The organism is Microcystis sp. M083S1 (genome assembly GCF_020246405.1).
GTDB classification, from domain to species: domain Bacteria; phylum Cyanobacteriota; class Cyanobacteriia; order Cyanobacteriales; family Microcystaceae; genus Microcystis; species Microcystis aeruginosa_C.
Genome location: NZ_JADBTB010000222.1, coordinates 1 through 20,824 on the forward strand (window position 1 = coordinate 1; position 20,824 = coordinate 20,824).

At 45.1% G+C, this 20,824-nt stretch carries 20 protein-coding genes and 1 pseudogene; 9 read left to right on the forward strand and 12 right to left on the reverse strand.

What is annotated here, in order from left to right; translation table 11 throughout:
• Nucleotides 1-152, forward strand: a pseudogene (locus IM450_RS20160) (RNA-guided endonuclease TnpB family protein); the annotation flags it as partial.
• 99 nt (nt 153-251) lie between these two features.
• Here the strand turns inward: IM450_RS20160 and IM450_RS20165 are convergent.
• From IM450_RS20165 to IM450_RS20175, 3 genes are all read right to left on the reverse strand, one after another.
• On the reverse strand, nt 252-494 hold the full coding sequence (locus IM450_RS20165) for an AbrB/MazE/SpoVT family DNA-binding domain-containing protein (RefSeq protein ID WP_002772118.1): 243 nt from the start codon (nt 492-494) through the stop codon (nt 252-254).
• A 91-nt stretch (nt 495-585) separates the two neighbouring features.
• On the reverse strand, nt 586-1,362 hold the full coding sequence (locus IM450_RS20170) for a DUF2092 domain-containing protein (protein ID WP_287669846.1): 777 nt from the start codon (nt 1,360-1,362) through the stop codon (nt 586-588).
• A gap of 32 nt (nt 1,363-1,394) precedes the next feature.
• Nucleotides 1,395-2,057: a potassium channel family protein gene (locus IM450_RS20175; protein WP_287669848.1), complete on the reverse strand. Its 663-nt coding sequence runs from the start codon at nt 2,055-2,057 to the stop codon at nt 1,395-1,397.
• Nucleotides 2,058-2,487: 430 nt separating this feature from the next.
• Here IM450_RS20175 and IM450_RS20180 point away from each other — a divergent pair, with 430 nt between their 5' ends.
• Nucleotides 2,488-3,456, forward strand: coding sequence for a helix-turn-helix domain-containing protein (locus IM450_RS20180; RefSeq protein ID WP_002800690.1), 969 nt, complete (start codon nt 2,488-2,490; stop codon nt 3,454-3,456).
• Nucleotides 3,457-3,510: 54 nt separating this feature from the next.
• Here IM450_RS20180 and IM450_RS20185 read toward each other — a convergent pair whose 3' ends face one another.
• Nucleotides 3,511-3,666, reverse strand: coding sequence for a hypothetical protein (locus tag IM450_RS20185; protein WP_158524810.1), 156 nt, complete (start codon nt 3,664-3,666; stop codon nt 3,511-3,513).
• 91 nt (nt 3,667-3,757) lie between these two features.
• Between IM450_RS20185 and IM450_RS20190 the strand changes: the two genes are divergently transcribed.
• Complete coding sequence (locus IM450_RS20190; protein WP_002800691.1) at nt 3,758-4,219, forward strand: hypothetical protein; 462 nt, start codon at nt 3,758-3,760, stop codon at nt 4,217-4,219.
• Between the two features lie 9 nt (nt 4,220-4,228).
• Here IM450_RS20190 and IM450_RS20195 read toward each other — a convergent pair whose 3' ends face one another.
• On the reverse strand, nt 4,229-4,372 hold the full coding sequence (locus IM450_RS20195) for a hypothetical protein (protein ID WP_157404732.1): 144 nt from the start codon (nt 4,370-4,372) through the stop codon (nt 4,229-4,231).
• Nucleotides 4,373-5,106: 734 nt separating this feature from the next.
• Between IM450_RS20195 and IM450_RS20200 the strand changes: the two genes are divergently transcribed.
• Together IM450_RS20200 and IM450_RS20205 are read left to right on the forward strand one after the other, a co-directional pair.
• The gene (locus IM450_RS20200; protein ID WP_287669852.1) at nt 5,107-5,586 is read left to right on the forward strand and encodes an SRPBCC family protein; all 480 of its coding nucleotides are present in this window, start codon (nt 5,107-5,109) and stop codon (nt 5,584-5,586) included.
• A gap of 219 nt (nt 5,587-5,805) precedes the next feature.
• Nucleotides 5,806-7,458 carry an acetolactate synthase large subunit gene (locus IM450_RS20205; RefSeq protein WP_287669854.1) on the forward strand — a complete coding sequence of 551 codons (1,653 nt, stop codon included), beginning with the start codon at nt 5,806-5,808 and terminating at the stop codon, nt 7,456-7,458.
• A gap of 100 nt (nt 7,459-7,558) precedes the next feature.
• Here IM450_RS20205 and IM450_RS20210 read toward each other — a convergent pair whose 3' ends face one another.
• A complete protein-coding gene (locus IM450_RS20210) occupies nt 7,559-8,806 on the reverse strand; it encodes a DUF4912 domain-containing protein (RefSeq protein WP_008201496.1) in 1,248 nt (415 codons plus the stop codon).
• A 417-nt stretch (nt 8,807-9,223) separates the two neighbouring features.
• On the opposite strand from IM450_RS20210, the gene IM450_RS20215 reads away from it, so the two are divergent.
• Nucleotides 9,224-10,561: a histidine phosphatase family protein gene (locus IM450_RS20215; RefSeq protein ID WP_287669857.1), complete on the forward strand. Its 1,338-nt coding sequence runs from the start codon at nt 9,224-9,226 to the stop codon at nt 10,559-10,561.
• Between the two features lie 205 nt (nt 10,562-10,766).
• On the opposite strand, the gene crtD is transcribed toward IM450_RS20215, so the two are convergent.
• The 4 genes from crtD to IM450_RS20235 all read right to left on the reverse strand — a co-directional run bounded on the left by crtD (nt 10,767) and on the right by IM450_RS20235 (nt 15,004).
• The gene (gene crtD / locus IM450_RS20220) at nt 10,767-12,275 is read right to left on the reverse strand and encodes a C-3',4' desaturase CrtD (protein WP_287669859.1); all 1,509 of its coding nucleotides are present in this window, start codon (nt 12,273-12,275) and stop codon (nt 10,767-10,769) included.
• Nucleotides 12,276-12,487: 212 nt separating this feature from the next.
• A complete protein-coding gene (gene thrB, locus IM450_RS20225; protein ID WP_287669861.1) occupies nt 12,488-13,414 on the reverse strand; it encodes a homoserine kinase in 927 nt (308 codons plus the stop codon).
• Between the two features lie 2 nt (nt 13,415-13,416).
• The gene (locus IM450_RS20230; RefSeq protein WP_002800698.1) at nt 13,417-14,127 is read right to left on the reverse strand and encodes a superoxide dismutase; all 711 of its coding nucleotides are present in this window, start codon (nt 14,125-14,127) and stop codon (nt 13,417-13,419) included.
• Between the two features lie 202 nt (nt 14,128-14,329).
• On the reverse strand, nt 14,330-15,004 hold the full coding sequence (locus IM450_RS20235; RefSeq protein ID WP_287669864.1) for a TIGR04283 family arsenosugar biosynthesis glycosyltransferase: 675 nt from the start codon (nt 15,002-15,004) through the stop codon (nt 14,330-14,332).
• Nucleotides 15,005-15,386: 382 nt separating this feature from the next.
• Between IM450_RS20235 and IM450_RS20240 the strand changes: the two genes are divergently transcribed.
• A complete protein-coding gene (locus tag IM450_RS20240; RefSeq protein ID WP_008201483.1) occupies nt 15,387-15,803 on the forward strand; it encodes a CoA-binding protein in 417 nt (138 codons plus the stop codon).
• A gap of 47 nt (nt 15,804-15,850) precedes the next feature.
• On the opposite strand, the gene IM450_RS20245 is transcribed toward IM450_RS20240, so the two are convergent.
• Nucleotides 15,851-17,704 (reverse strand): iron uptake porin, encoded by a 1,854-nt coding sequence (locus tag IM450_RS20245; RefSeq protein ID WP_287669866.1) that lies wholly within the window; start codon nt 17,702-17,704, stop codon nt 15,851-15,853.
• 530 nt (nt 17,705-18,234) lie between these two features.
• Here IM450_RS20245 and IM450_RS20250 point away from each other — a divergent pair.
• Nucleotides 18,235-18,621 carry a hypothetical protein gene (locus tag IM450_RS20250; RefSeq protein WP_002800703.1) on the forward strand — a complete coding sequence of 129 codons (387 nt, stop codon included), beginning with the start codon at nt 18,235-18,237 and terminating at the stop codon, nt 18,619-18,621.
• A gap of 417 nt (nt 18,622-19,038) precedes the next feature.
• Here IM450_RS20250 and IM450_RS20255 read toward each other — a convergent pair whose 3' ends face one another.
• Nucleotides 19,039-20,415: a cobyrinate a,c-diamide synthase gene (locus IM450_RS20255; RefSeq protein WP_002800704.1), complete on the reverse strand. Its 1,377-nt coding sequence runs from the start codon at nt 20,413-20,415 to the stop codon at nt 19,039-19,041.
• Between the two features lie 91 nt (nt 20,416-20,506).
• Here IM450_RS20255 and IM450_RS20260 point away from each other — a divergent pair.
• Nucleotides 20,507-20,824 (forward strand): RNA-guided endonuclease InsQ/TnpB family protein (locus tag IM450_RS20260; RefSeq protein WP_287669869.1); only part of this gene is annotated, 318 nt, incomplete at its 3' end.

The window sequence follows — 20,824 nt, forward strand, 5'->3', positions numbered from 1 at the left end:
ACCATGACCGAGATATTAACGCTAGTAAAAATATTTTGGCCGCAGGGCTTGCGGTGTCAGTCTGTAGAGCGACCTGATGACCAGAACAGAGTAAATCTGGGGCGGCAGGTGCGAAAAATCCTTCGGGAAAGAAGCAGAAACCTAAATCGTGAGGTTTGGGAATCACCGTCCGTTTACGGCGGCGAGGATGTCAAGCCCAATTTGTGGGTCAAAGCTCAAACGCACGAAATCTCCACGTTCTGGAATGTATGTCACCAAACCTCCTCTCCCATTGGCCGTCCCCAATCCACTTCTGGCTCTGGTGATTCAACAACCTCAGCCAGTAGTTCTTCTAGACTTAACTCAGGCAAGGCTTGAATTAGCTCAATTACTAGCTTTCCGTTTTCCACAGAACATTCAACAACGTCATTAGGATTGAGGTTCAGTGCCTCCACCGCATACTTGGGAATCCGAATCGCTAAAGAATTACCCCAGCGTCCAATCTGCGACTTCATGATCCCACCTCGAATTCGTTAGATATTCAAAGTATATCAAAACGCTGATTTAGGGGAATACCGACAAGCGATCGCGTTTTATGAACGGGCTTTATGGCTGGGATTGATTATCCCTAGGGGGTAGAAGTTCGATAGGGATCGACTCTGATCCCGGTTGGAAAGTGAAAGTATCGGCGGGTGTACTAGGCTTAAAATTCCAATCGGATAATATTGCCGTGTACTGGGGTGAACCGGGTAGAGTTTTATAGGTGATAATCGCTTTCCTCAGTAGGGGGGTGGCATCCTGCGTGACCCAGATTTGATAATCGCGATCGCTACCGATCAGCAGCAGATGATACATTTGTTCACCATTAACCATGTTGTTGCCGATAAAAATAATTTGTCTGACATCAGCCATTAGATCTGCACAGGGATCGTTCGCTGCTAGATTTGACATGGGAATGGTGATTCCGTACCTTTGCTCTACTTGGTCTAAGGCTTCATCTAGAGTATTCGGAGCCGGTTTCGTGACGTATAGATCCTGTTCCAGATCCGCAAGGGTGAAGGTTTTACCATCGTAAAAAAAGCGTGTAACTCGTTCATCCCCAGTGTAGTCCGAGCGCAGGCGATCGGGTTTCTCTACCCAGATGTTTTGATCGGCACTGTACTGAACTTTCGCCCCGGAGTCGAGTATATCGTCATAGGTGACATCCATATTGACGGTGAACGATCGCTGTTTGGTTAAATTAGCACAGAGTTGCTCGATCACCTGTTCCGCCGTTTTTGGGCGGATTTCCTGGGATAGAGTCGGTATTTCCGCCAAGACTCCTGCGGCAGTGACCCAAGGCAACAGTAAAGAAAGAATCGGGATAAAGCGACGCATAATCATCTAATATTCTCCAAGGCGATGGATTGTTTTGGTTAACGACCATTGTGTAAACTGACTAAACGAGCGATAAAAACGGCGGGATAGAGAACTCCAGTCATTCCTTCTAAATTGGCCAAAACTCTAGCGACTTTACTGGTAGGAACTATATCACCGTAGCCAACCGTGGCCAGGGTAGTAAAGCTGAAATGAAGTAGATCCGCCTGGTTGACGGTTTTAGCGGCGGAGCTAAAGGAATCGGGTTCAAAAATCTGGACGATACTATAAGCGGATGCCCAGAAAAATCCTAGGAGAAAATAGACACAAATTCCCCCTTTGATGATATCGGATGTTACCTGTTCGGCGAGAATTAATTCTAGTAAAATCGAGTACACGCATAAACTAATAAAAGCTAGAGAAATTAATGTACTAGACAGATCGAACCAACGGTTGAAATCGCTATAAATAGGGATAATCGTGCTGAATGCTCGCAGGAGGAGGGCAATTAGAAACAGACCGATATTACATCTTAAAGCCAATTTACTGCGATCGATCTGATAGACGGCGATGATCAGAGAGAGGGAGAAGAAAAAGAAAACTAGCAAATCTCCCAGGGGTAGATATACTAAAAATGGGTAAATAATGTAGAGCAAGACTAGATTTGCCAGCAGCCGATTGTATTTATTTTCTGTTGCCCGCATCAATTGACGAAATTTCATAGCAGCGAACCTTTAATTGGTAATATTTCCTCCTGCTAATTAATTTTAAGGGTATTTATCTCCTATCTTCTTTCTAAATTTTCTTGCTTGAATAAACAGCGACTTTCTATCTATTAGCCTCTAGAAGACTATTATAGACGCTTGGCAAGAGCGATCGCTATCAAAAAATGGCAAACTTAGACTTATAGATAGAACTTTTCGGTAATTTTTTTATTAAGAATTGACCATAAATTTTAAAAAATATTGCAGATAACCAGAAAACCCTATTTGTTTCAATCAAGGAAAAAAGTCAGAGTCTGACGTTATTAACCCATAAAAGCCAAAAAACTCTACAATTAAGATTAGTGAGGTATCCTGCATATTTACAAGAGAATAACTCTTAATAATACTTAATAATTTTTAATAATTCTGCTATCCCAAATCAGACAAAATGAATATCAATTTACAGCCCCTGATCGAGACTATTACTTTTCACGATATCGATGAACTAGGGTCGCGGATGAGAGCTTTTCGTTGGGACATGGTTCATCGACCGATCGAGGCGGGAACTTTCGAGGGGGAACTGTTCGTAGCTCAAGTCGGGGGCATACAATTCGCCCGACCGATTTACAATCGAGGAATTCGTTCTCAAGGGGATTCTCCTCCCGGGACAATCACCGTCGGGATACCCTTGTCTACACCCCGAGTCTTCAAGTGGCACGGGTATTCTTTATCGTCGAATTCCGCTCTCTTGCAGAAAAGTTCCAGGGGGATCGATATGCTTCGATCGGGAAACTTGCCCCTCGCTCTGGTTACTATCGATAACGATTCTCTGTTTTCCCAGGCCGAACAAACCGATCGGCTCGGGGTAGCATCTTTAATTACGGATTCAACCCTGGCAATTCAACCAGAGCCGACTGTCCTGAGACGATTCCGCTCTCATTTAAGATATATTTTTGAGCTTTTCTGGAGACAACCCCAGACAATTCTAGAGCCAGCTATGCAATCGCTGATCCGAGAGGATTTTATCTCTCTGGTTCTAGATGTACTCGATTCCCATCAAAACGATCCGCCGCTGCGCCCTTCAATACGACATCCCTATATTAAGCGAGCAGAGGAGATCTTACTGGACAATCTCGATCGCCCCCTCTCGATCCTCGATCTCTGCCAAGAACTGCACATCAGTGAACGTACCCTCCGTTATGGTTTTCAGGAATGTTTTGGCCTGGGACCTGCGACTTATCTCAAAATTCAACGTCTTAACGGGGTACGACGACAACTAAAAGCGTCTGCGGGTCAAGGAATTACCGTTAGTGCGATCGCCCTACAGTGGGGATTCTGGCACATGGGTCAATTTGCCAAAGATTATAAGAAAATGTTCGGTGAGTGTCCGTCGGCAACTTTGCGAGATAATTCTTAACAAAATAAAAGTTAGATTTGCAGAATTTTGATAGTTTCTCCGAGCCTGCCAACGTTAAATATTAGTAGTAAACGAGGAGCAATTCTCTGAAAATCTCACGGGTTGACGCACAGAAATTAACCCCAGAAGAAACAGGAGAACTCGCTCCACTGCGAGCGATAATGACCAAGTACCGCGCCAAGAATTAGAATTAGTGAGAACTTTGGTCACGGAAAAAGTCAAGGCGGGACAATTAAGGCTTAATTATCTTTAATCGTCCCCGAAGAGCCAATTTTAGAAAACCTTAACGGGAAGAACTATCATGTTGACAAAAACTTTCAGCCTTCTCTGTGTCGGTTTAATCCTCGGACTGACATCAATAGGGGTTGTTGCCGCTACTAAAGATCAGGCTACAGAACTTCCGAAAAACTGTCAGTACCTCAAGGAAGTAGCCACTAATCAGACCCATATCCGCAAACAGATCGATGCCATAGGAAAGAATAACTTTAACACCGATTTCGCCGTTCCCTCCGGGGTGAAATTTGCCTCTTTTAAAGGAGTCATGGTTCCCGAAAACGATGGCAAATACGGAGTAACGATCAATCTCAAGTATCCCGATAATTCGGTTAATAGTGCCTTCCAGAAAAATGTCGAAATGAAACGGGGTGAAACCTATTCTTTACCCTTCCAATCACCCACGGGTAGACAGCCCTATCAGATTAATTTTAATATTAACGGGATGAATAATAACGCCTACACAATCGCAGTAATGGCCTGTAAATAGCGATCGCTTTTATTGATAACCCTCTGGAGAGACGATGAAAAATGCGATCGCTCGCTGACAGGAAAGTTTTCCGCCAGGGCTAAAGGTCGAGGTAGCTTTTGAGACGACTACTTTCGTCGATATAGCGATCGCTGATGTCAAGGATAACACCATTGAGGCGATCCTCCACGCCATGATCGGTAGAGGCGGCTAGGTCCGGTTTCTGACCGATTATGATGACTTCTCTGTCGGGAATTGTTGGTTACATAAGTAGTCGTGCAAAATTAATTTCCTAGTCGAGACAGGAGACAGGAGACAGGAGACAGGAGACAGCTATTAGGGATCGGATTTGAGTTTTCAGTTCACTGTTTGCTCACACCAGAAGTCTGACGGAGTAGTGGCTTAGATGTGTAATTAATTTTGCTTAGGTACTTACCAAATTAAATAGAGAAAAAGGCAAATGATCTAAAATGAAGAGGTCGTATATGATTGAAAAATCATGGCAGCAGTAACCTCAACAGTAGTCAAAGAAAGCTTGGAAGTCAAATTAGATGAATTGTTTAAGAAATTAACACCCCCAGAGGGTTGCTTCTCTGACAGGATTTCCCTTCATCCTTGATGCTCTATCTGCACTGAATACAATTTAATTTGCTACAAGACCCATACTTTTTCTTGCAACAGGACCCGCCGAAGCTCGGTTATCGCGTAAGGAATAGTGGTGGAGATCTGTTTGTTGTGGCTCAGTTTTTGAGAATTGTCTATATACAAAGTCAGCCTTCATCCGATCGCACTTAAGTGAGGGACTTCTGCTGAGACTAAGTTAAAGTTATAAAAAGCTCACACTCCCAGAAAGCCATTTATTTTCTAGAATAGAAGATTACCTGGATTATTTTTGCGGGGGGCAATCGGTGATTCTCAATTTTTCCCTAAGGATTGTAGCGGCCAAAGGCAAACTATTCTGTAAGTTTTCACTCTACAAAACCTATCGGGTGGTCAGCAGCGCCCCTGTCGATGTCCTCTGGCAAAAATTAATCAATGTGGCCGATGTCTCTTGGCATCCTTTGATCGCCAAGGCTGATGTTCCCCTGGGTTTAATCGCTAAACCAGGGTTAATCTATCAAGCTGTCACCCGTCTGACTCCCATTCCTATCCGGGTTTTCGTGGAAAATGTCCGCCCCGGGGAACTCCTCAGCCTCAGAGTTCTCGCTATCCCCGGCATGGAACAGAAAATGACGTACCAAGTGGAATCAACCCTCTGTGGTAGTTATATTTCCTATTCTGTCACCCTGCGCGGTTGGCTGTCCCCCTTCATCTGGTGGTTAAGTCGTCCCTATTTAGCCAAAGTCGCCGCCCAACTAGCTCACGCCGCCGAAGAATTAACGGCCTAAAAAAAATTCCTCCCCATTGTGCTAATAAATAATCTGCCAAGGGTCAAGATCTAAGTCACAATAGTATATGGATAGACTTAAACAAAATTTTAGTCAGCTACATTGGTACATATAGTCTACTGATATCATCCCGACGAGTTGAGCGCAACAACCTCAATCCGCCGGGATGAACTATCTCTAGAGACTTTACTGATGAAGTAAGCTCTACAGGAGGGAATTATGGGGGAATTAAACACAGCCGAACTTCTAGTTAAATGTCTAGAGAATGAAGGGGTCGAGTATATTTTTGGGCTACCCGGGGAAGAAAACCTCGATGTTTTGGAAGCCCTAAAAAACTCCTCGATCAAATTTATCACCACCCGTCACGAACAGGGCGCGGCTTTTATGGCCGATGTCTATGGACGCTTGACGGGAAAAGCGGGGGTTTGTCTCTCCACCTTAGGACCGGGGGCGACTAACCTGATGACGGGGGTAGCCGATGCTAACCTGGATGGGGCGCCCTTGGTGGCCATCACCGGCCAGGTGGGAACCGATCGAATGCACATTGAATCCCATCAATATCTGGATCTGGTGGCCATGTTCGCCCCGGTGACGAAATGGAATAAACAGATCGTCCGGCCGGGTATCACCCCGGAAGTGGTACGGAGAGCCTTTAAAACCGCCCAAAGTGAGAAACCGGGGGCAGTTCATATCGATCTTCCCGAAAATATCGCCGCTATGGCTGCCGATGGTAGTCCTTTGCCCCTCGATAGTCAGGAAAAAGTTTACGCTTCCTACCGGACTTTGAATATGGCGGCGGCAGTGATTTCTAAAGCCAAAAATCCCTTGATTTTGGCGGGAAATGGGGCAATTCGCGCTAATGCTAGTGAGGCTTTAACGGAATTCGCCACGGCCTTGAATATCCCTGTGGCTAACACTTTTATGGGTAAGGGGGTGATTCCCTATACCCATCCTCTGGCTCTTTGGGCGGTAGGATTACAGCAACGGGATTTGATTAGTTGTGCCTTTGATCGCAGTGATTTAATTATCGCTGTTGGTTACGATTTAATCGAGTATTCCCCGAAAAAATGGAATCCAGAGGGGAAATTACCGATTATTCACATCGGCATGACTCCGGCGGAAATTGACAGCAGTTATGCCCCAGTAGTGGAAGTGGTGGGTGATATCACCGATTCTCTCATCGATATCCTCAAACGGGCCGATCGCCAGAATAAACCAACTCCTGTCACCGCAGCATTAAAGACGGAAATTCGGGCCGATTACGAAACCTATGCCAACGATACGGGTTTTCCGATCAAGCCACAAAAATTGATCTACGATCTGCGTCAGGTAATGGGACCGGAAGATATTGCTATTTGTGACGTGGGCGCTCATAAAATGTGGATGGCCCGCCATTATCACTCCGATTGTCCTAATACTTGCATTATTTCTAACGGTTTCGCCGCTATGGGTATTGCTATCCCTGGTGCGATCGCCGCTAAGTTAGTTTATCCCGATAAGCGCGTTGTGGCGGTGACGGGAGACGGCGGTTTTATGATGAATTGTCAGGAGTTGGAGACAGCTTTGCGGGTGGGGACTCCCTTCGTCACTCTCATCTTTAATGATGGCGGTTACGGTTTAATCGAATGGAAGCAGTTAAACTATTTTGGGACATCTTCTTTTATTAAGTTTGGTAATCCCGATTTTGTTAAATTTGCTGAAAGTATGGGATTAAAAGGCTATCGGGTGGAATCTACTCAGGATTTGATCCCGACACTAGAGGATGCTTTCCGGCAAGATGTCCCTACGGTGATCGATGTTCCCGTCGATTACGGTGAAAATCTGCGTCTTTCCCAAAAATCGGGCGATCTAAGCTGTCAGATTTGGGAATAGAAGTTGATAGCGGCAAGCAACCCCCAAAAAAAATCCCCTAACTAAATCTCAGTTAGGGGGAAGTAATTAGGTTGGCTTTGGTAACGTTAGAAAACCCGATCTAGAATAACCATTCTAGAACCGCCTCATCTTTAGTGTTGGTATTGCGAGAGGGGGTTTCCCTGGTGAATTTCATGTGGATAGAACGATTTTGTTCACCATCGGCGGCCACGGCCATAATCGGATAATCGATTAAACCGTCTTGGAAGGACATCTGATAGCGGAAAGTGCCATCGGGATTGAGTTTAATCGGACGACCACCGATAGTTACGGTGGCATCCGGTTCGGTGGCACCATAGACGATTAATTCTGCATCGGCAACTAACCAGAATTTGCGCGGACGTTGTAGGGTTTCCGAAGCACCCATACCGATACCAGAAGCAGTCATCCCGATACCGGAAGCGGTTAGTCCCGATACCGTGGGAACTGCCCACATACCAACCCCAGAGGGGAATACATAAGAACTGATCACTTCCGACATCGGTACGGAACCGGCGACGTGCTGCATGGAACCAAACAAGGAACCGGCCACCCGTAGGGCCTCGATATCGCCGACACTCTCGAAAATTTGGTCGTAGATGGGGCTAGTTCCCGTGGTTCCGGCGCTGCTGCCGTAGCGTTTGCTGGGGGGAACGAGTTCGTAAACAGTTTTACCCACCAGTTCTTCTTCCCAGTTAACGGTGACAAAAATATCTTCAATCCAGTCGGAAGGATAGACGGGAGGAATCCGCACTAAAGGAGAACGGGCCAAAACTAACCAACGACCATCGGCACAACGATAACCGATATCGATAACATAATCTCGATCGCTGACCGGAATCGGTAAATACCATTCCCGGGCTAATTCATCACAGAGATATTCTTGGACACTGTGGGCGCCTTGGCTATTGAGATCGATATCGGTGACATCATAAAGACGTAGGGCTAATTGTTGTCCCCCTTGACGACGCAAATCTTCTTTCGATTCGTTGGGGATATCCCAGTAAGCATAGGCCCACTGAGGATCGCGAGGTAGGAGGGTAATGCGATTTTCACCGTAGCCACCGGGCAGATCTCCTAAACCATCATCCACCGAACCTAGGATATCTTCGATCGGGTTAGCTTGACCTAATTCAAATTTTGCTGCTTCCACTGGTTTTTCCTCTTTAATAATAGATTTAAAATTGCCGCTTACTCCCATAGCTTGGGTAATTGCCTCGATTAACTGCGTTTTCCGCATCCGACTGTAACGAGAGATGCTGTATTGACTGGCAACTCGTCGCAGTTGCCGCAAGGTCATCTCATCTAAGGGGGGGTATTCTGGAACCATGAGTTGACGCTCTCCGATTAGTTACGACGGCAAATGTTTTTGGGCATTTGCAAAAGCAGTGATCTGGGTAATCCTTCCAACTACTCATCGATTGCTTTGTGAACGAGAGATCCACTCGATGGGGATCAAGGGAATCGCTTGTTATAAATACCTATTAAACAGCAAGATTCTGATTTTGACCAAGTACATTGTCATGATTTCTTGACAAAAACGCCAAACCCTTGATCCCAAAGAGATTTTCATGTCAGGAAGTTTTGATACGCTGTGCTGCCTTGAAACTGCATAAGGAAATTTTAGTACAAATGCTCGCCGATCTCCACTGATTACTGATTACCGATTACTGATCACTGATTTGTACTCCGATCCCGATCGCCTGTAATCTGATATTGAGACTTTTAGTTAAGGAGACTGAACCGCTTGGCTACCCGTGTGATTATTGTTCGTCATGGACAAAGCAGTTATAACGCACAGCAGAAAATACAAGGTCGCAGTGATGGCTCGGTTTTGACGGAAAAAGGCCATCTGGACGCGGAAAAAGTGGGAAATGCCCTCAGTCAAATCGATATCGCCGCTTTTTACTGTAGTCCTCTCCAAAGAGCCAAATCTACTGCTGAGGTGATTCAGTCTCGTTTAAATAACTCTCCCGTCATTCAACCCACTTCGCAGTTACTAGAAATCGATCTGCCTATCTGGGAAAATATGGTCAAAGAGGAGGTAAAAGCTCAATACCTCCAAGAATATCGGGATTGGCACCAAAAACCTCACGAATTTAAGATGATACTGCCCGATGGTCAAGAACATTATCCCGTTCTCTCCCTCTATCAACAGGCCCAAGATTTTTGGCGAGAAATTATTCCCCAACACGAGGGCCAAACTATCCTCATTGTTGCCCATAACGGCATTAATCGCTGTTTAATCCTCAGTGCCATCGGTATTCCAGTTTCCTTATACCATTCCCTGCAACAATCTAACTGTTGCGTTAATGTTCTCAATTTTACGCGTGATTTTGGTGATCCTGTCCAGGTGGAATCCCTCAATCAAACGGCACACTTAGGGATAGCTTTACCCCCACCGCGTCCTCCTTTCCAAGGTTCTAGGCTGCTACTGGTGCGTCACGGAGAAACCCAATGGAATCGGGATAAACGTTTTCAAGGTGTGCGCGATATTCCTCTCAATGATAATGGCAAAGCTCAAGCTGAGAAAGCCGCCGAATTTCTGCGAGAAACGGCGATCGATCACGCTGTCACCAGTCCTTTGTCTCGTCCCAAGGAAACTGCCCAAATTATCCTGCAATATCACCCCGATATCACCTTAGATACCCAAGTAGATCTGACAGAAATCTGTCACGGACTTTGGGAAGGTAAATTAGAGGAGGAAATTGAAGCAAGTTTCCCCGGGATGTTAGAAGACTGGAAAAATGCCCCGGAAACCGTGCAAATGCCGGAAGGGGAGAATTTACAGGAAGTTTGGGATCGAGCGATCGCTTGTTGGCAGCAAATCGTTAAAACCTATAGTAATAGTGATCAACCTAAGACAATTATGGTAGTAGCTCACGATGCCATTAATAAGGTGATTCTTTGTTATTTATTGGGTTTAAAACCCGCCAATTTCTGGAATATTAAACAGGGAAATGGCGCGGTTAGTGTTATCGATTATCCCAAAGGATTTGACTCTCAACCGGTCTTGCAAGCAATTAATATTACCTCTCATCTAGGAGCGGGAATACTCGATCGCACGGCAGCTGGCGCTTTATAACAGTTATCAGTTATCAGTTATCAGTGATCAGTTATCAGTTATCAGTGGGTAAGTTAACAGTTATCAGTATTCAGTATTCAGTATTCAGTATTCAGAAGATTGCTTTTATTTATTCTTCCCACTTCCCACTTCATAATTCATAATTCATAATTCATAATTCCTAATTCCTAATTCATAATTCATAATTCCTAATTCCTAATTACGGCTAACTAGAAGCTAATAATTTATTCTCAATCTGTCTAACTACCGTTAGTGCCGAATAGCTGACTCCGGCAGTGCCTTCTCCCGGATGGGTGGAATCTCCCACTAACCAAAGATGGGGGATCGGAGTGCGCGTCGCTACGCCAAAAGGGCCAAAAGTGGACAATCTTTGACCAATACCGCCGACAATGCCCTGATTTCGCCCCGTAAACCGTTCAAAAGTGCGAGGTGTAGCTGATTCGATGTGAACGATGTGATCAGGACTAAGATGGAAATAATTACCGAGACGCTCGATCGCCTCTTGGCTGTATGCTGCTTTTAATTGCTGATAATTATCTTCTCCTTTTCGCCACCAAAGACTGGTATCGGTGAAGGAAGAAGCAATAATCGTCGCTTTTCCCACTGGAGCGCGGCCATCCCCTTCTTTACTCACGGAAACAAACAAAGAGTTATTTTCGCCGATTATGCCATCGTCATCGTAGAGGAATTGCAAATGGGGAGGACAATCGGGGGGAATAGCAGCGCGATCAACTCCTAAGTAAACCACAAAAGCACCGGATGCGGGGGGAAGTTTTTCGATTCTCCGGTGATAAAGACTGGGAATGGCTTCGCGATCGATTAATTGTGGTAAATTTTGGATCGGGATATTAGCCACAATCTCATCGGCCATTTCTGGATATATTTGACCATTTTTTTGATTTCTGACGATAATTCCTGTGGCTTTTCCCTTTTCTGTCAGTATTTTTTCCACTGTGTGGCGCATTTGCAATTTACCGCCGTATTTTTCCAAAGCTGCTACTAGGCGATCGCTTAATACTTGCATACTACCCTGAAGGTGGGATAAACCTTGGGGAGACTGAGAAACTGCCAAAGCGGTGGCGGCATAAAGTAAAGCGGTTTCATCGGCATTAACTTGGGAATAAAGCTTTAACTGGAGATCAAGAAAGGTTTTTAGGCGTTTATCCCTCTCTAAGCCGTATAATCGCAGAGCATCTCCCACAGTCATCAAAGTAAAAGGGAAGGTAATGGCAGTATCTAAACGCAAAGCGGCGATTAATTGCCCTAAATCCCACCAGTTGCGCGGGGGTAAAACTGGATCGCGACTTTGAAAACGCCAACTTGCTTGAAAGAGTTTTTGTAATAATTGCCAAAAAGGTTCGCTGCCCGGAAATTGTTTTTGTCTTTCCTCTTGCCACTTTTGCGGATCGCGCCAGACATTAATCGGAGTGGTTTCCCCCGGCAGAAAAACGGCACAAGCGGGATCGCAGGGGACAGAATCGGGTAAATCTATCCCTAATTCGGCAAAAATGCGCTGATGAATACCCCCTACTTCTAATCCTGCCACTTGAGTTGCCCCCACGTCAAAGGTAAAACCCCGACGGGAAAAAGTCGAGGCACAACCTCCGGGGACGAGCGCCTGATCATATACTGTGACTTGATAACCTCGACGCGCCAATAATGCCGCCGCCGTTAGTCCGCCAATCCCTGCACCAATAACGGTAATTTGCGTCATTTTCTTAATAATTATTTATATTTATTTTTATACTAACGCTTTTGGCAGTCCGGAGTCAGTTATCAGTGATCAGTTATCAGTGATCAGTTCACTGTTTACTGGACGGCTACGCCGTGCCTTTGGCAACACTGAAAAGCTCCCCACTTCCCCACCTCCCCAATTCATAATTCATAATTCATAATTCATAATTCCCCCACTTCATAATTCATAATTTATAATTCATAACAGTTTACCCGCGCCCCTAGGGTATCTAAAGCTAAAATTTTCACCTCAGAGTTAATCCCCACTTCCTCCCAAGCATTCGTCATCTCTGTGGCTGTTTTTTGGGCATTGTCGGGGTTAGTTAAAGCCAATAGGGTTGGACCTGCGCCACTAATTACCATCCCGTAAGCACCCGCGTTAATGGCGGCTTTTTTCACCTTTTCGTAACCCGGGATCAAAGATTGGCGATAGGGTTGATGCAGTTTATCCTCTAGGGCAATTCTCAGCCAATCGCCGTTACCCGTCTCTAATCCCCGCAATAATAAACCCAAGCGGGAAATATTGAAAATTGCCTCCTGACGGCTAATTTTTTCCGGTAAAACCGCCCTAGCTTTTTCCGTAGCCAGTTCAAAATCGGGAATCGCCAAGACGGGAATGAGATTTTTTTGCCAAAATACTTGACAAATAGCCCAATTTGTGCTATCACCTGCCGATAGCTGACAGTTGCCCCGCAAAGCCGGCACCACATTATCTGGATGTCCCTCCAATGCGATCGCTAATGCTTCGATTTCCCCCATAGATAAAGGATTTCCGGCGCATTGATTGGCAGCCACTAACCCGCCGACAATAGCAGTGGCAGAACTACCTAAACCCCTAGCCAGAGGAACCCCTAAACCGATCTCGATGGCGATCGGGGGCGGATTCTGTCCTATTTTTTGATAAACTTGCAAAAAAGAAGTGTAGATTAAATTATCAGCACCTTGGCTAACTTTAGCTGATTCAGTTCCCTTGACACTAATGCTGACAGGGTTAGCTGTCGTTGCCGGCAGCAGGGTAAAAGTAAACTGATTATATAGGGTTAAGGCCGCTCCGAGACAATCGAAGCCGGGCCCAATATTAGCAGTGGTAGCGGGAACTGTTACCGTAAAAGTTGTCATGGTTAAGCTTTTGCCTGAAGATAGCGGCGATTTACCTCCTCCCAGTTAACCACATTCCACCACTGTTTTAAATATTCAGCCCGTTGATTACGGTATTTTAAGTAATAGGCGTGTTCCCAAACATCATTGCCCATAATTGGCTGTAATCCCATCATTAGGGGGCTATCTTGGTTAGCAGTGCTGGTAATTTCTAGTTGTCCTGACTTATTTAACACCAACCATGTCCAACCACTACCAAAAAGTTTAGTACCTGCTTGGTTGAAAGCGTTTTTAAATTCCTCGAAACTGCCAAATTTAGCGATTATTGCCGCTCCTATTTCTCCTGTTGGTTCGCCACCGCCATCGGGGGACATAATCTGCCAAAACATCGTATGATTAAGATCGCCGCCGCCATTATTGCGGATAGTGATGCGAAGATCGGCGGGTAAAGAGTCAAGATTTTTAATTAATTCTACTACTGTTTTTTTCTGCAATTCTGGATATTTTGCCACTGCCGCGTTGAGATTATTAACGTAGGCTGCATGGTGTTTATCGTGATGAAATTGCATCGTTTCCTTATCGATATAAGGTTCTAGGGCATCATAGCTATAGGGTAGGGCAATAAGACCATAGGGACCAGTAGCAGCAAAAGCGGCACGGTTAAAACCGGCAAGAGTGGCTGTGCCAAGGGTAGCACCTAAAAGATAAAGAAATTGACGGCGATCGAGAGACATATTCTCAGAGCAGATGTTCCAATGATCAATTATCCTATCGATCGGTACTTCGGGAGAGAAAAGTTTTTATCGACGGACTCCTAAACGCAATCGGCTGCATCTCTATATTACATTTTCGGTGTAAGCAGTTCGATAAACTCACTGACCACGTTGCGCCCCCACATTACACAATGACCTAAAATACTTTTTAAGCCAGCCTTTGTTACCATAAACGATAAAAACTTTTCAACAAGCGCGGCGGAATTTTTAGATAATAACCAATAATAACTAATTGATTAACTAAGGTGGTTTTGCCAACTCCTAATTTTTGCCAACGTCTTGCCGAGGTAATCACCGCAGCAGAAACTATGGCTATTTTACCCCTTTTTTTCAATCTTTGTATTAATTCAAAATCTTCCATAATTGGCAACTCAGGAAAACCGCCTAAATCGGCAAAGATTGAGGCTTTTAAAAATATTCCTTGATCTCCGTAGGGAAGGGAAAACCAGCGAGAACGCCAATTAACTAATTTTTCCACTAAACGCAGGGTTTTTTCCTCTCTATCAATTTTTAATTCAAAGGCCCCCGCTACTATCCCAGTTTGGGATAAAGTATCGATAATTTGTTCTTGAAATTCATGGGGAAGTAAAGTATCTCCGTGCAGAAATAACAAAATATCTCCTTTCGCTATTTTTGCTCCTAAATTCATCTGAAATGCACGACCTTTACTAGAAGAAATAATTACTTTCGCTCCCAATTGTTCGGCTATTTCTCTAGTTTTATCGGTACTTCCCCCATCGACAACAATAATTTCTACTCCCGCACCTATCTGTTTTAACGTTGCTGCAATTCTTAACTCCTCATTAAGAGTCGGAATGATAATACTAAGATAATTCATGAGGTTTTGTACTAACTCAAGTCAGAGGATTTAGGGGCAACCATCGGGTAAATTTTCCTACAGATACCGAGGGATTGATTGGGATGTGTAATAAGTAAGTAGTTATAATTAAATAGAAGATAGATTTTGCCTCTGATCCCCCCTGCCCCCCTTGATAAGGGGGGTGCCGGTAGGCGGGGGGATCCCCCCTTAATCCCCCCTTAATAAGGGGGGTATCTGACAACTTTTAACACCTACCTACTTAACTGTTTTTCCGGTAAAAAAGTTAAACATTGCTGCCAGTTCTCCACAGTGGCTAAAGCTGCCGTCAAAAGTCGATGCCAAATTAGGTTACACTTCATCTCTATCAGAAACGAAACTCTATTCTAAGATAGGTGGGACAATGCCGAATATTAAAGGAGACGATGGTGCGCTCAAAACCATCTTCAGCAATAGTAAAATTATCGCAGTGGTCGGGCATTCCGAGAAATCGAGCCGCGCCAGCTATCAGGTGGCCAAATTCCTGCAAGCGGTGGGTTATCGAGTCTATCCGGTCAATCCGATGGTCAAGCAAATTGACGGTCAAAGCTGCTATCCTTCTCTAGAGGCTATCCCCGAACCTGTGGATATTGTTAACGTTTTTCGTCATCCTGATTATCTGCCCGAAATTGTCGAGTCAGCTATTGCTATTCAGGCTGCTACTCTTTGGACACAATTGAAAATTTATCACCCAGTTGCGGAAAAAAAAGCGATCGAGGCAGGTTTAAATGTGATTATGGATGCTTGTATCCAGATAGAATATCAGCGTTTATTTCCCTAAAACAAAACCCCACCATGGGTGGGGTTTCGGGTTTAATTTAGGAAATCCTAGAAGGTAAAGGTTCCGCGGAGAGTGCCAATCCACTCGTTACCAGTACCTTTGAACTGTTCAGGTGCAGAAATCCAGATGACACCGGGGGTGATAGAAATATTGTCGGTGACTTGGTACTTGTAGAACAATTCAACGTGGTAGGGAACGATGTTAGATACTTTTAGACCCATTTCCCGGAAGCTTAAGTTACCGATGTAGGGCTGCGCACCAGCAAACAGACCTAGGATATTTCCTTCTTTACCTAAGTCGGGGAAGGCAATACCAGCACCGTAGGTCCACACTTCCGCATCACCGAGACCGAGTAAACGCACGGTGGAGTAGGAACCGAAGGCACTCAAGCTGGCGAAACCAATATCCACTGCACCGGTTAAACCGTAGCTATTGGATACTTTGGCATCGAAGTTGAAGAAACCAACCTTATCCTGTAGGGTTACTCTGTTAGGATTTCTGCCGTTGACGTTGAGCAGGGTGTTTAACTGAGTTTGGGAAAGGTTAGCCGCGGAAGTCCCCGTCACACCACGAGTACCACCGTTACCGAAGATAGCGGTGTCAGCACTTTGGTAAGCGTTAACGTAGGTAAAGCCAACGTTGAGGAAGTTAAAGAGGTTAGCGTTAATCTGTGCTAAAGCTGCGTAGTCCCCGTTAAAGAGACCGTTGCCCGGATTGGGATCAGCAGGGGAAGTAGCACCACCGGCTAAGTAACCCAAAGATAGGGAGGTCGGACCGACAATGCTTTGGAGGAAGCCTAACTGTAGGCTAACACCGGCCCCAGAACCACCACCGATACGGTAGATGGGGTTTTCGGAAGCGAAGGTCGAAAGCGCACCATTACCACCGTCGAAGTCTTCAAAGAAGGGGTTAGTGGTGGGAACGAAGTCATTCCAAATACCGCCCCAAGCGGCGACGTAGGTGTTGAAGCGACCAAAATAACCTAAGTCAATCGGGGTATAGTAGGCCAACCAGTCAAGAACAACATTGCTACCGTTACCGGCGGCTGTCCAAGTTTGGAATAGGGAAGGGCTTTGCAGATTATCGAATCTGACGGAAGCGGGATCACCATTTTGTAGTGTGGTGGTCGATTTGTAATCAAATCCAAAGGGAGTGGCACTACCCGCCGCTAAACGGGTTTTCAGCACGTCCTGACCGGTGAAGCTCGTGTTTAACAGCAAACGAGCGCGGTATTGCATGGCGGCCTGGGAGGCGGGGCTACCGGCACCGACCGTATCGGTAACGGCGAAGATAACTTCCCCAGCTAATTTGGTGGTGGTGGAGAATTGATTATTTTCGAGGAAAGACACCCGGCCTTCTAAGTTGTCAACTCTAGCTCCTAAAGCTGCTAACTCGGCTTGGAACTCATCCATCAAGCGCTTGAGGGCGTCTAAGTCTTCCTTGAGGACGTTGACACCATCTTGAATTAAACGTTCCATCACGTTTAAGCAAGCGTTTAAACCAGCCGCAAACTCCCAACGGGTTAAGGCTCGGTCGCCGCGGAAGGTGCGATCGGGATAACCAACAATACAACCATAGCGCTCCACAAGACTTCTTAAGGCCTCATAGGCCCAAGCGGTGGGGGAAACATCCCGCAGTTGGTTAACGCTGGTGACTTGATCGATGCTGTTGCCCTGTACGGGTGCAACTTGACCTTCGTTACCGTACTGTTCGATCTGATTGAGTAATTCGCCAGTTCCTGCACCGTTGTCCTGAACTTGAGCGATTTCTAGACTGTTAAATTCGGTAGAAACACTGGTAGATTTGGCGGGATCGAAGCTACTAGCATTAGCGGAAGCTACCAGGGTAGCTCCTAAAATCGCCGGGCTAACCAGCAATGATCTCCAGAACATTCTTAACATGATGGTTTTTTCCTCACACCTTATAGGTTGACTACACAGTTTGATGACGCATATAGCCTTGCTATTCTTCCGTTATTATACACGATTTAATTGCTTAGGGAAAGATGCGATCTCATTTTTTTTCCCTTGACCGGTTGACAAAGTGGCCACTAGGATCTTCTGGTTTCTGTGTGGAAACCAGGCCTATACTGATAGTTACTTCAACAAAATAGCCCTAAAAGTTCTGCCCGATAATCATTTGACGATTCTATAAGCAAAAATTATCATACAAAGTCGAGAAGAACCGCCACCCTCTAGATACTAACGACACTTAAACAAAAACTCAAGTAGGTTAGAATCCTTACGGAGAGGAAACTTAAGCTCAAATAACAGGCTCATCTAGACGAGTCGGGCAAGGTTCTCTGATTTTGATAACGACGACTGGACTGGGTTGTTGTCAGATTAATTGATAATTTCTATAGTGGCACTGTTAAATATGGAGTGATGCCTAATCAGCAAAACTTAACGCCCACAAAAACAGGTACAAGACCATGAAACAAAGAAAGATAGCCAATACACTGCGTAAAGCCTTGCTAGAAGATGGCAAGATGGAACGAGCTCTCTATGAATACGAATTAGAAGAACACATAGACTACTGGTACGAAGGTCTCAAGTCCGACCGTGATCAGTTTGTCTTTGCCGTCACGGAAAACTCCGGTGATGTGGCAATGGTATTGATTATGCCAGATAAAACTATCTACGTCAATGAGGAGGCGAGAGAGAAACTCTCTCAATTCTGGATAAAAGCTTATAAAAATAATATAAATCGATTAATTCCCATGATGGCGGACAATTTAGCCAATGATATTATCTCGGTCAATGGCGTTAAAACGGTGTCCCCAAACCAGAAGCGGCGCTGGGTTAGTTTGCGCCCGTAGAGTTAAAGTGAAGAAAGGCTCACTTAGGACAAAATTGGCATTATACTAAATCCGGTTATTAAAAACTGATTATCTATTCCCTCTTTTGCATGAGTGCCTCTCCTCATAACTAGCCTATACTCAACGGATTTAGTATTACTTCTGGTTCTGGGGTTCTCAGATGACGGGAAACCCCCAAAAACTATCCGCCCTTACCAATTGCTCGGTAAGGGCGGTGTAGCGGGTCATCGGAATCGACACCAGACTGCCGGAAGGAACTCCAGCTAGTCTAAATCTTGTTTAGACGTGGGGGTCTAGAGAACAGCCCCGGCGCACAGCCGGCTATTGTCGATTAAGAGACCCATGCTTTTACTACTTTCTACCATCGACATCACCTCCTGTATCCCTGAACGGATTAATTATTGAATTTATCTGCAATTAGCTTAACGCAGCTGTGCGGAAAAAATCAAGGCCGGCAGCTAAAAATTTTTTCGGCAGGCTCAGTTGGCCTCCAAAATGTAGATGGAGATAGGAAGCGTGCAGATTCTTACCTTGCCACCCTTCGGCATTGATAGCACTTTTGGGGAATGCTTGCAGTTGATAAATCGGTGCGTCGCTCACCCCGCTTAATTGGGAGCGATGGAATTCATGGCCGCGCACTGGTTGACCTGCTTTGAGCAGGATCGTCTCCTGTTTGGCGATGGCTTGCCGATAACCTAGGGTTAACTTCGGCGACATTATAGCAGATTGGGGGATTATTTGCAACATAGAATGATTTTTTTGCTCAAAATCAATTATTTTGTCACATAAATACATTAATCCCCCACATTCGGCGTAGGTGGGCATTCCGGAGGCGATCGCTTTTCTCACCTGAGTTAAGATAGGGGTGTTAGCTGCTAATTCCGGGGCAAAGATTTCGGGAAAACCGCCACCAAAGTACAATCCTTGCAGGTTTTCGGGCAAATTTGCCCCTTGCAAGGGACTCCAAAAGATTAATTCCGCGCCTAAATTGGCTAAAATATCGAGATTATCGGGATAATAAAAGTTAAAAGCCTTATCTCTGGCAATACCGATACGGATAGGGGGAAAAAGCTTATTTGATTCTGTGGGATTTTTCGGGTTCTCTTGGGGAGAAATAGTCAGTAAAGGCAAGAGAATGTCCCAATTAAAGCAGTTTTGGGCAATAGAAGCCAGTTGATCTTGCAGTTGCCTGATTTCTCCTAGTTCATCCCTGGGAACTAATCCTAGGTGGCGATCGGGAATTGTCAGGGAATCTTGACGACGCAGAACCCCGACAATCGGCATATTGATCGATTCTAGGGCGGTTTGCAGTAATTGCAGGTGGCGATCGCTACCAACACGATTGAGGATAACTCCAGCTAGATGGAGATTTTTGTCTAAAGATTGATAACCGCGGACAATAGCGGCGACAGAGGTAGATAAACGACTACAATCGATAACTAACAGCAGAGGAAGCCCTAAAATACGGGCAATATGGGCGGTACTGGCATAATCGGGAAATTGAGTATCGCTTAATTGAATACCATCAAATAACCCCATTACCCCTTCAATCAGAGCATAATCGACATTTTGACAATGTTGGGCAAAACAGGTTTTTACATAGTCTTCAGAAGTTAAAACCGGATCGAGATTGCGACAGGGGCGACCGGTAAAATGACTATGGAACATGGGATCGATATAATCGGGCCCGACTTTAAAAGATTGCACTCGATCGCCACGACTGATTAAATAGGCCAAGATTGCCAGAGTAATCGTAGTTTTACCGACTCCGCTTCTTTCTCCTGCGATGATCATCGAAAATTTTGGGTCTGAAACCCCGTCGTTCTACGACGGCTTTACCGTCAAATATTAGCACATTTACACGATATATGCTAAAATGTGAGGCATGGAAAAAGCCTATTCGTTTCGATTTTACCCCACACCAAAACAAGAGTCGCTATTGCGGCGCACATTGGGCTGTGTAAGATTGGTTTACAATAAAGCTCTCCACGAACGAACACAAGCTTGGTACGAAAGACAAGAAAGAGTAGGCTACGCTCAAACTTCTTCAATGCTAACCGAGTGGAAAAAGCAAGAAGAATTAGAGTTTTTAAACGAAGTTAGCTGTGTACCTTTACAACAAGGGTTAAGACACCTACAAACAGCTTTTACTAATTTCTTGGCTGGTCGTACTAAGTATCCTAACTTTAAGAAAAAACATCAG

Bases quoted from the DNA above. Each gene is read 5' to 3' on its own strand.
- IM450_RS20165 (WP_002772118.1), bottom strand. From the start codon at position 494: ATGAAGTCGCAGATTGGACGCTGGGGTAATTCTTTAGCGATTCGGATT.
- IM450_RS20170 (WP_287669846.1), bottom strand. From the start codon at position 1,362: ATGATTATGCGTCGCTTTATCCCGATTCTTTCTTTACTGTTGCCTTGG.
- IM450_RS20175 (WP_287669848.1), bottom strand. From the start codon at position 2,057: ATGAAATTTCGTCAATTGATGCGGGCAACAGAAAATAAATACAATCGG.
- IM450_RS20180 (WP_002800690.1), top strand. From the start codon at position 2,488: ATGAATATCAATTTACAGCCCCTGATCGAGACTATTACTTTTCACGAT.
- IM450_RS20190 (WP_002800691.1), top strand. From the start codon at position 3,758: ATGTTGACAAAAACTTTCAGCCTTCTCTGTGTCGGTTTAATCCTCGGA.
- IM450_RS20195 (WP_157404732.1), bottom strand. From the start codon at position 4,372: ATGGTGTTATCCTTGACATCAGCGATCGCTATATCGACGAAAGTAGTC.
- IM450_RS20205 (WP_287669854.1), top strand. From the start codon at position 5,806: ATGGGGGAATTAAACACAGCCGAACTTCTAGTTAAATGTCTAGAGAAT.
- IM450_RS20210 (WP_008201496.1), bottom strand. From the start codon at position 8,806: ATGGTTCCAGAATACCCCCCCTTAGATGAGATGACCTTGCGGCAACTG.
- crtD (WP_287669859.1), bottom strand. From the start codon at position 12,275: ATGACGCAAATTACCGTTATTGGTGCAGGGATTGGCGGACTAACGGCG.
- thrB (WP_287669861.1), bottom strand. From the start codon at position 13,414: ATGACAACTTTTACGGTAACAGTTCCCGCTACCACTGCTAATATTGGG.
- IM450_RS20230 (WP_002800698.1), bottom strand. From the start codon at position 14,127: ATGTCTCTCGATCGCCGTCAATTTCTTTATCTTTTAGGTGCTACCCTT.
- IM450_RS20235 (WP_287669864.1), bottom strand. From the start codon at position 15,004: ATGAATTATCTTAGTATTATCATTCCGACTCTTAATGAGGAGTTAAGA.
- IM450_RS20240 (WP_008201483.1), top strand. From the start codon at position 15,387: ATGCCGAATATTAAAGGAGACGATGGTGCGCTCAAAACCATCTTCAGC.
- IM450_RS20245 (WP_287669866.1), bottom strand. From the start codon at position 17,704: ATGTTAAGAATGTTCTGGAGATCATTGCTGGTTAGCCCGGCGATTTTA.
- IM450_RS20250 (WP_002800703.1), top strand. From the start codon at position 18,235: ATGAAACAAAGAAAGATAGCCAATACACTGCGTAAAGCCTTGCTAGAA.
- IM450_RS20255 (WP_002800704.1), bottom strand. From the start codon at position 20,415: ATGATCATCGCAGGAGAAAGAAGCGGAGTCGGTAAAACTACGATTACT.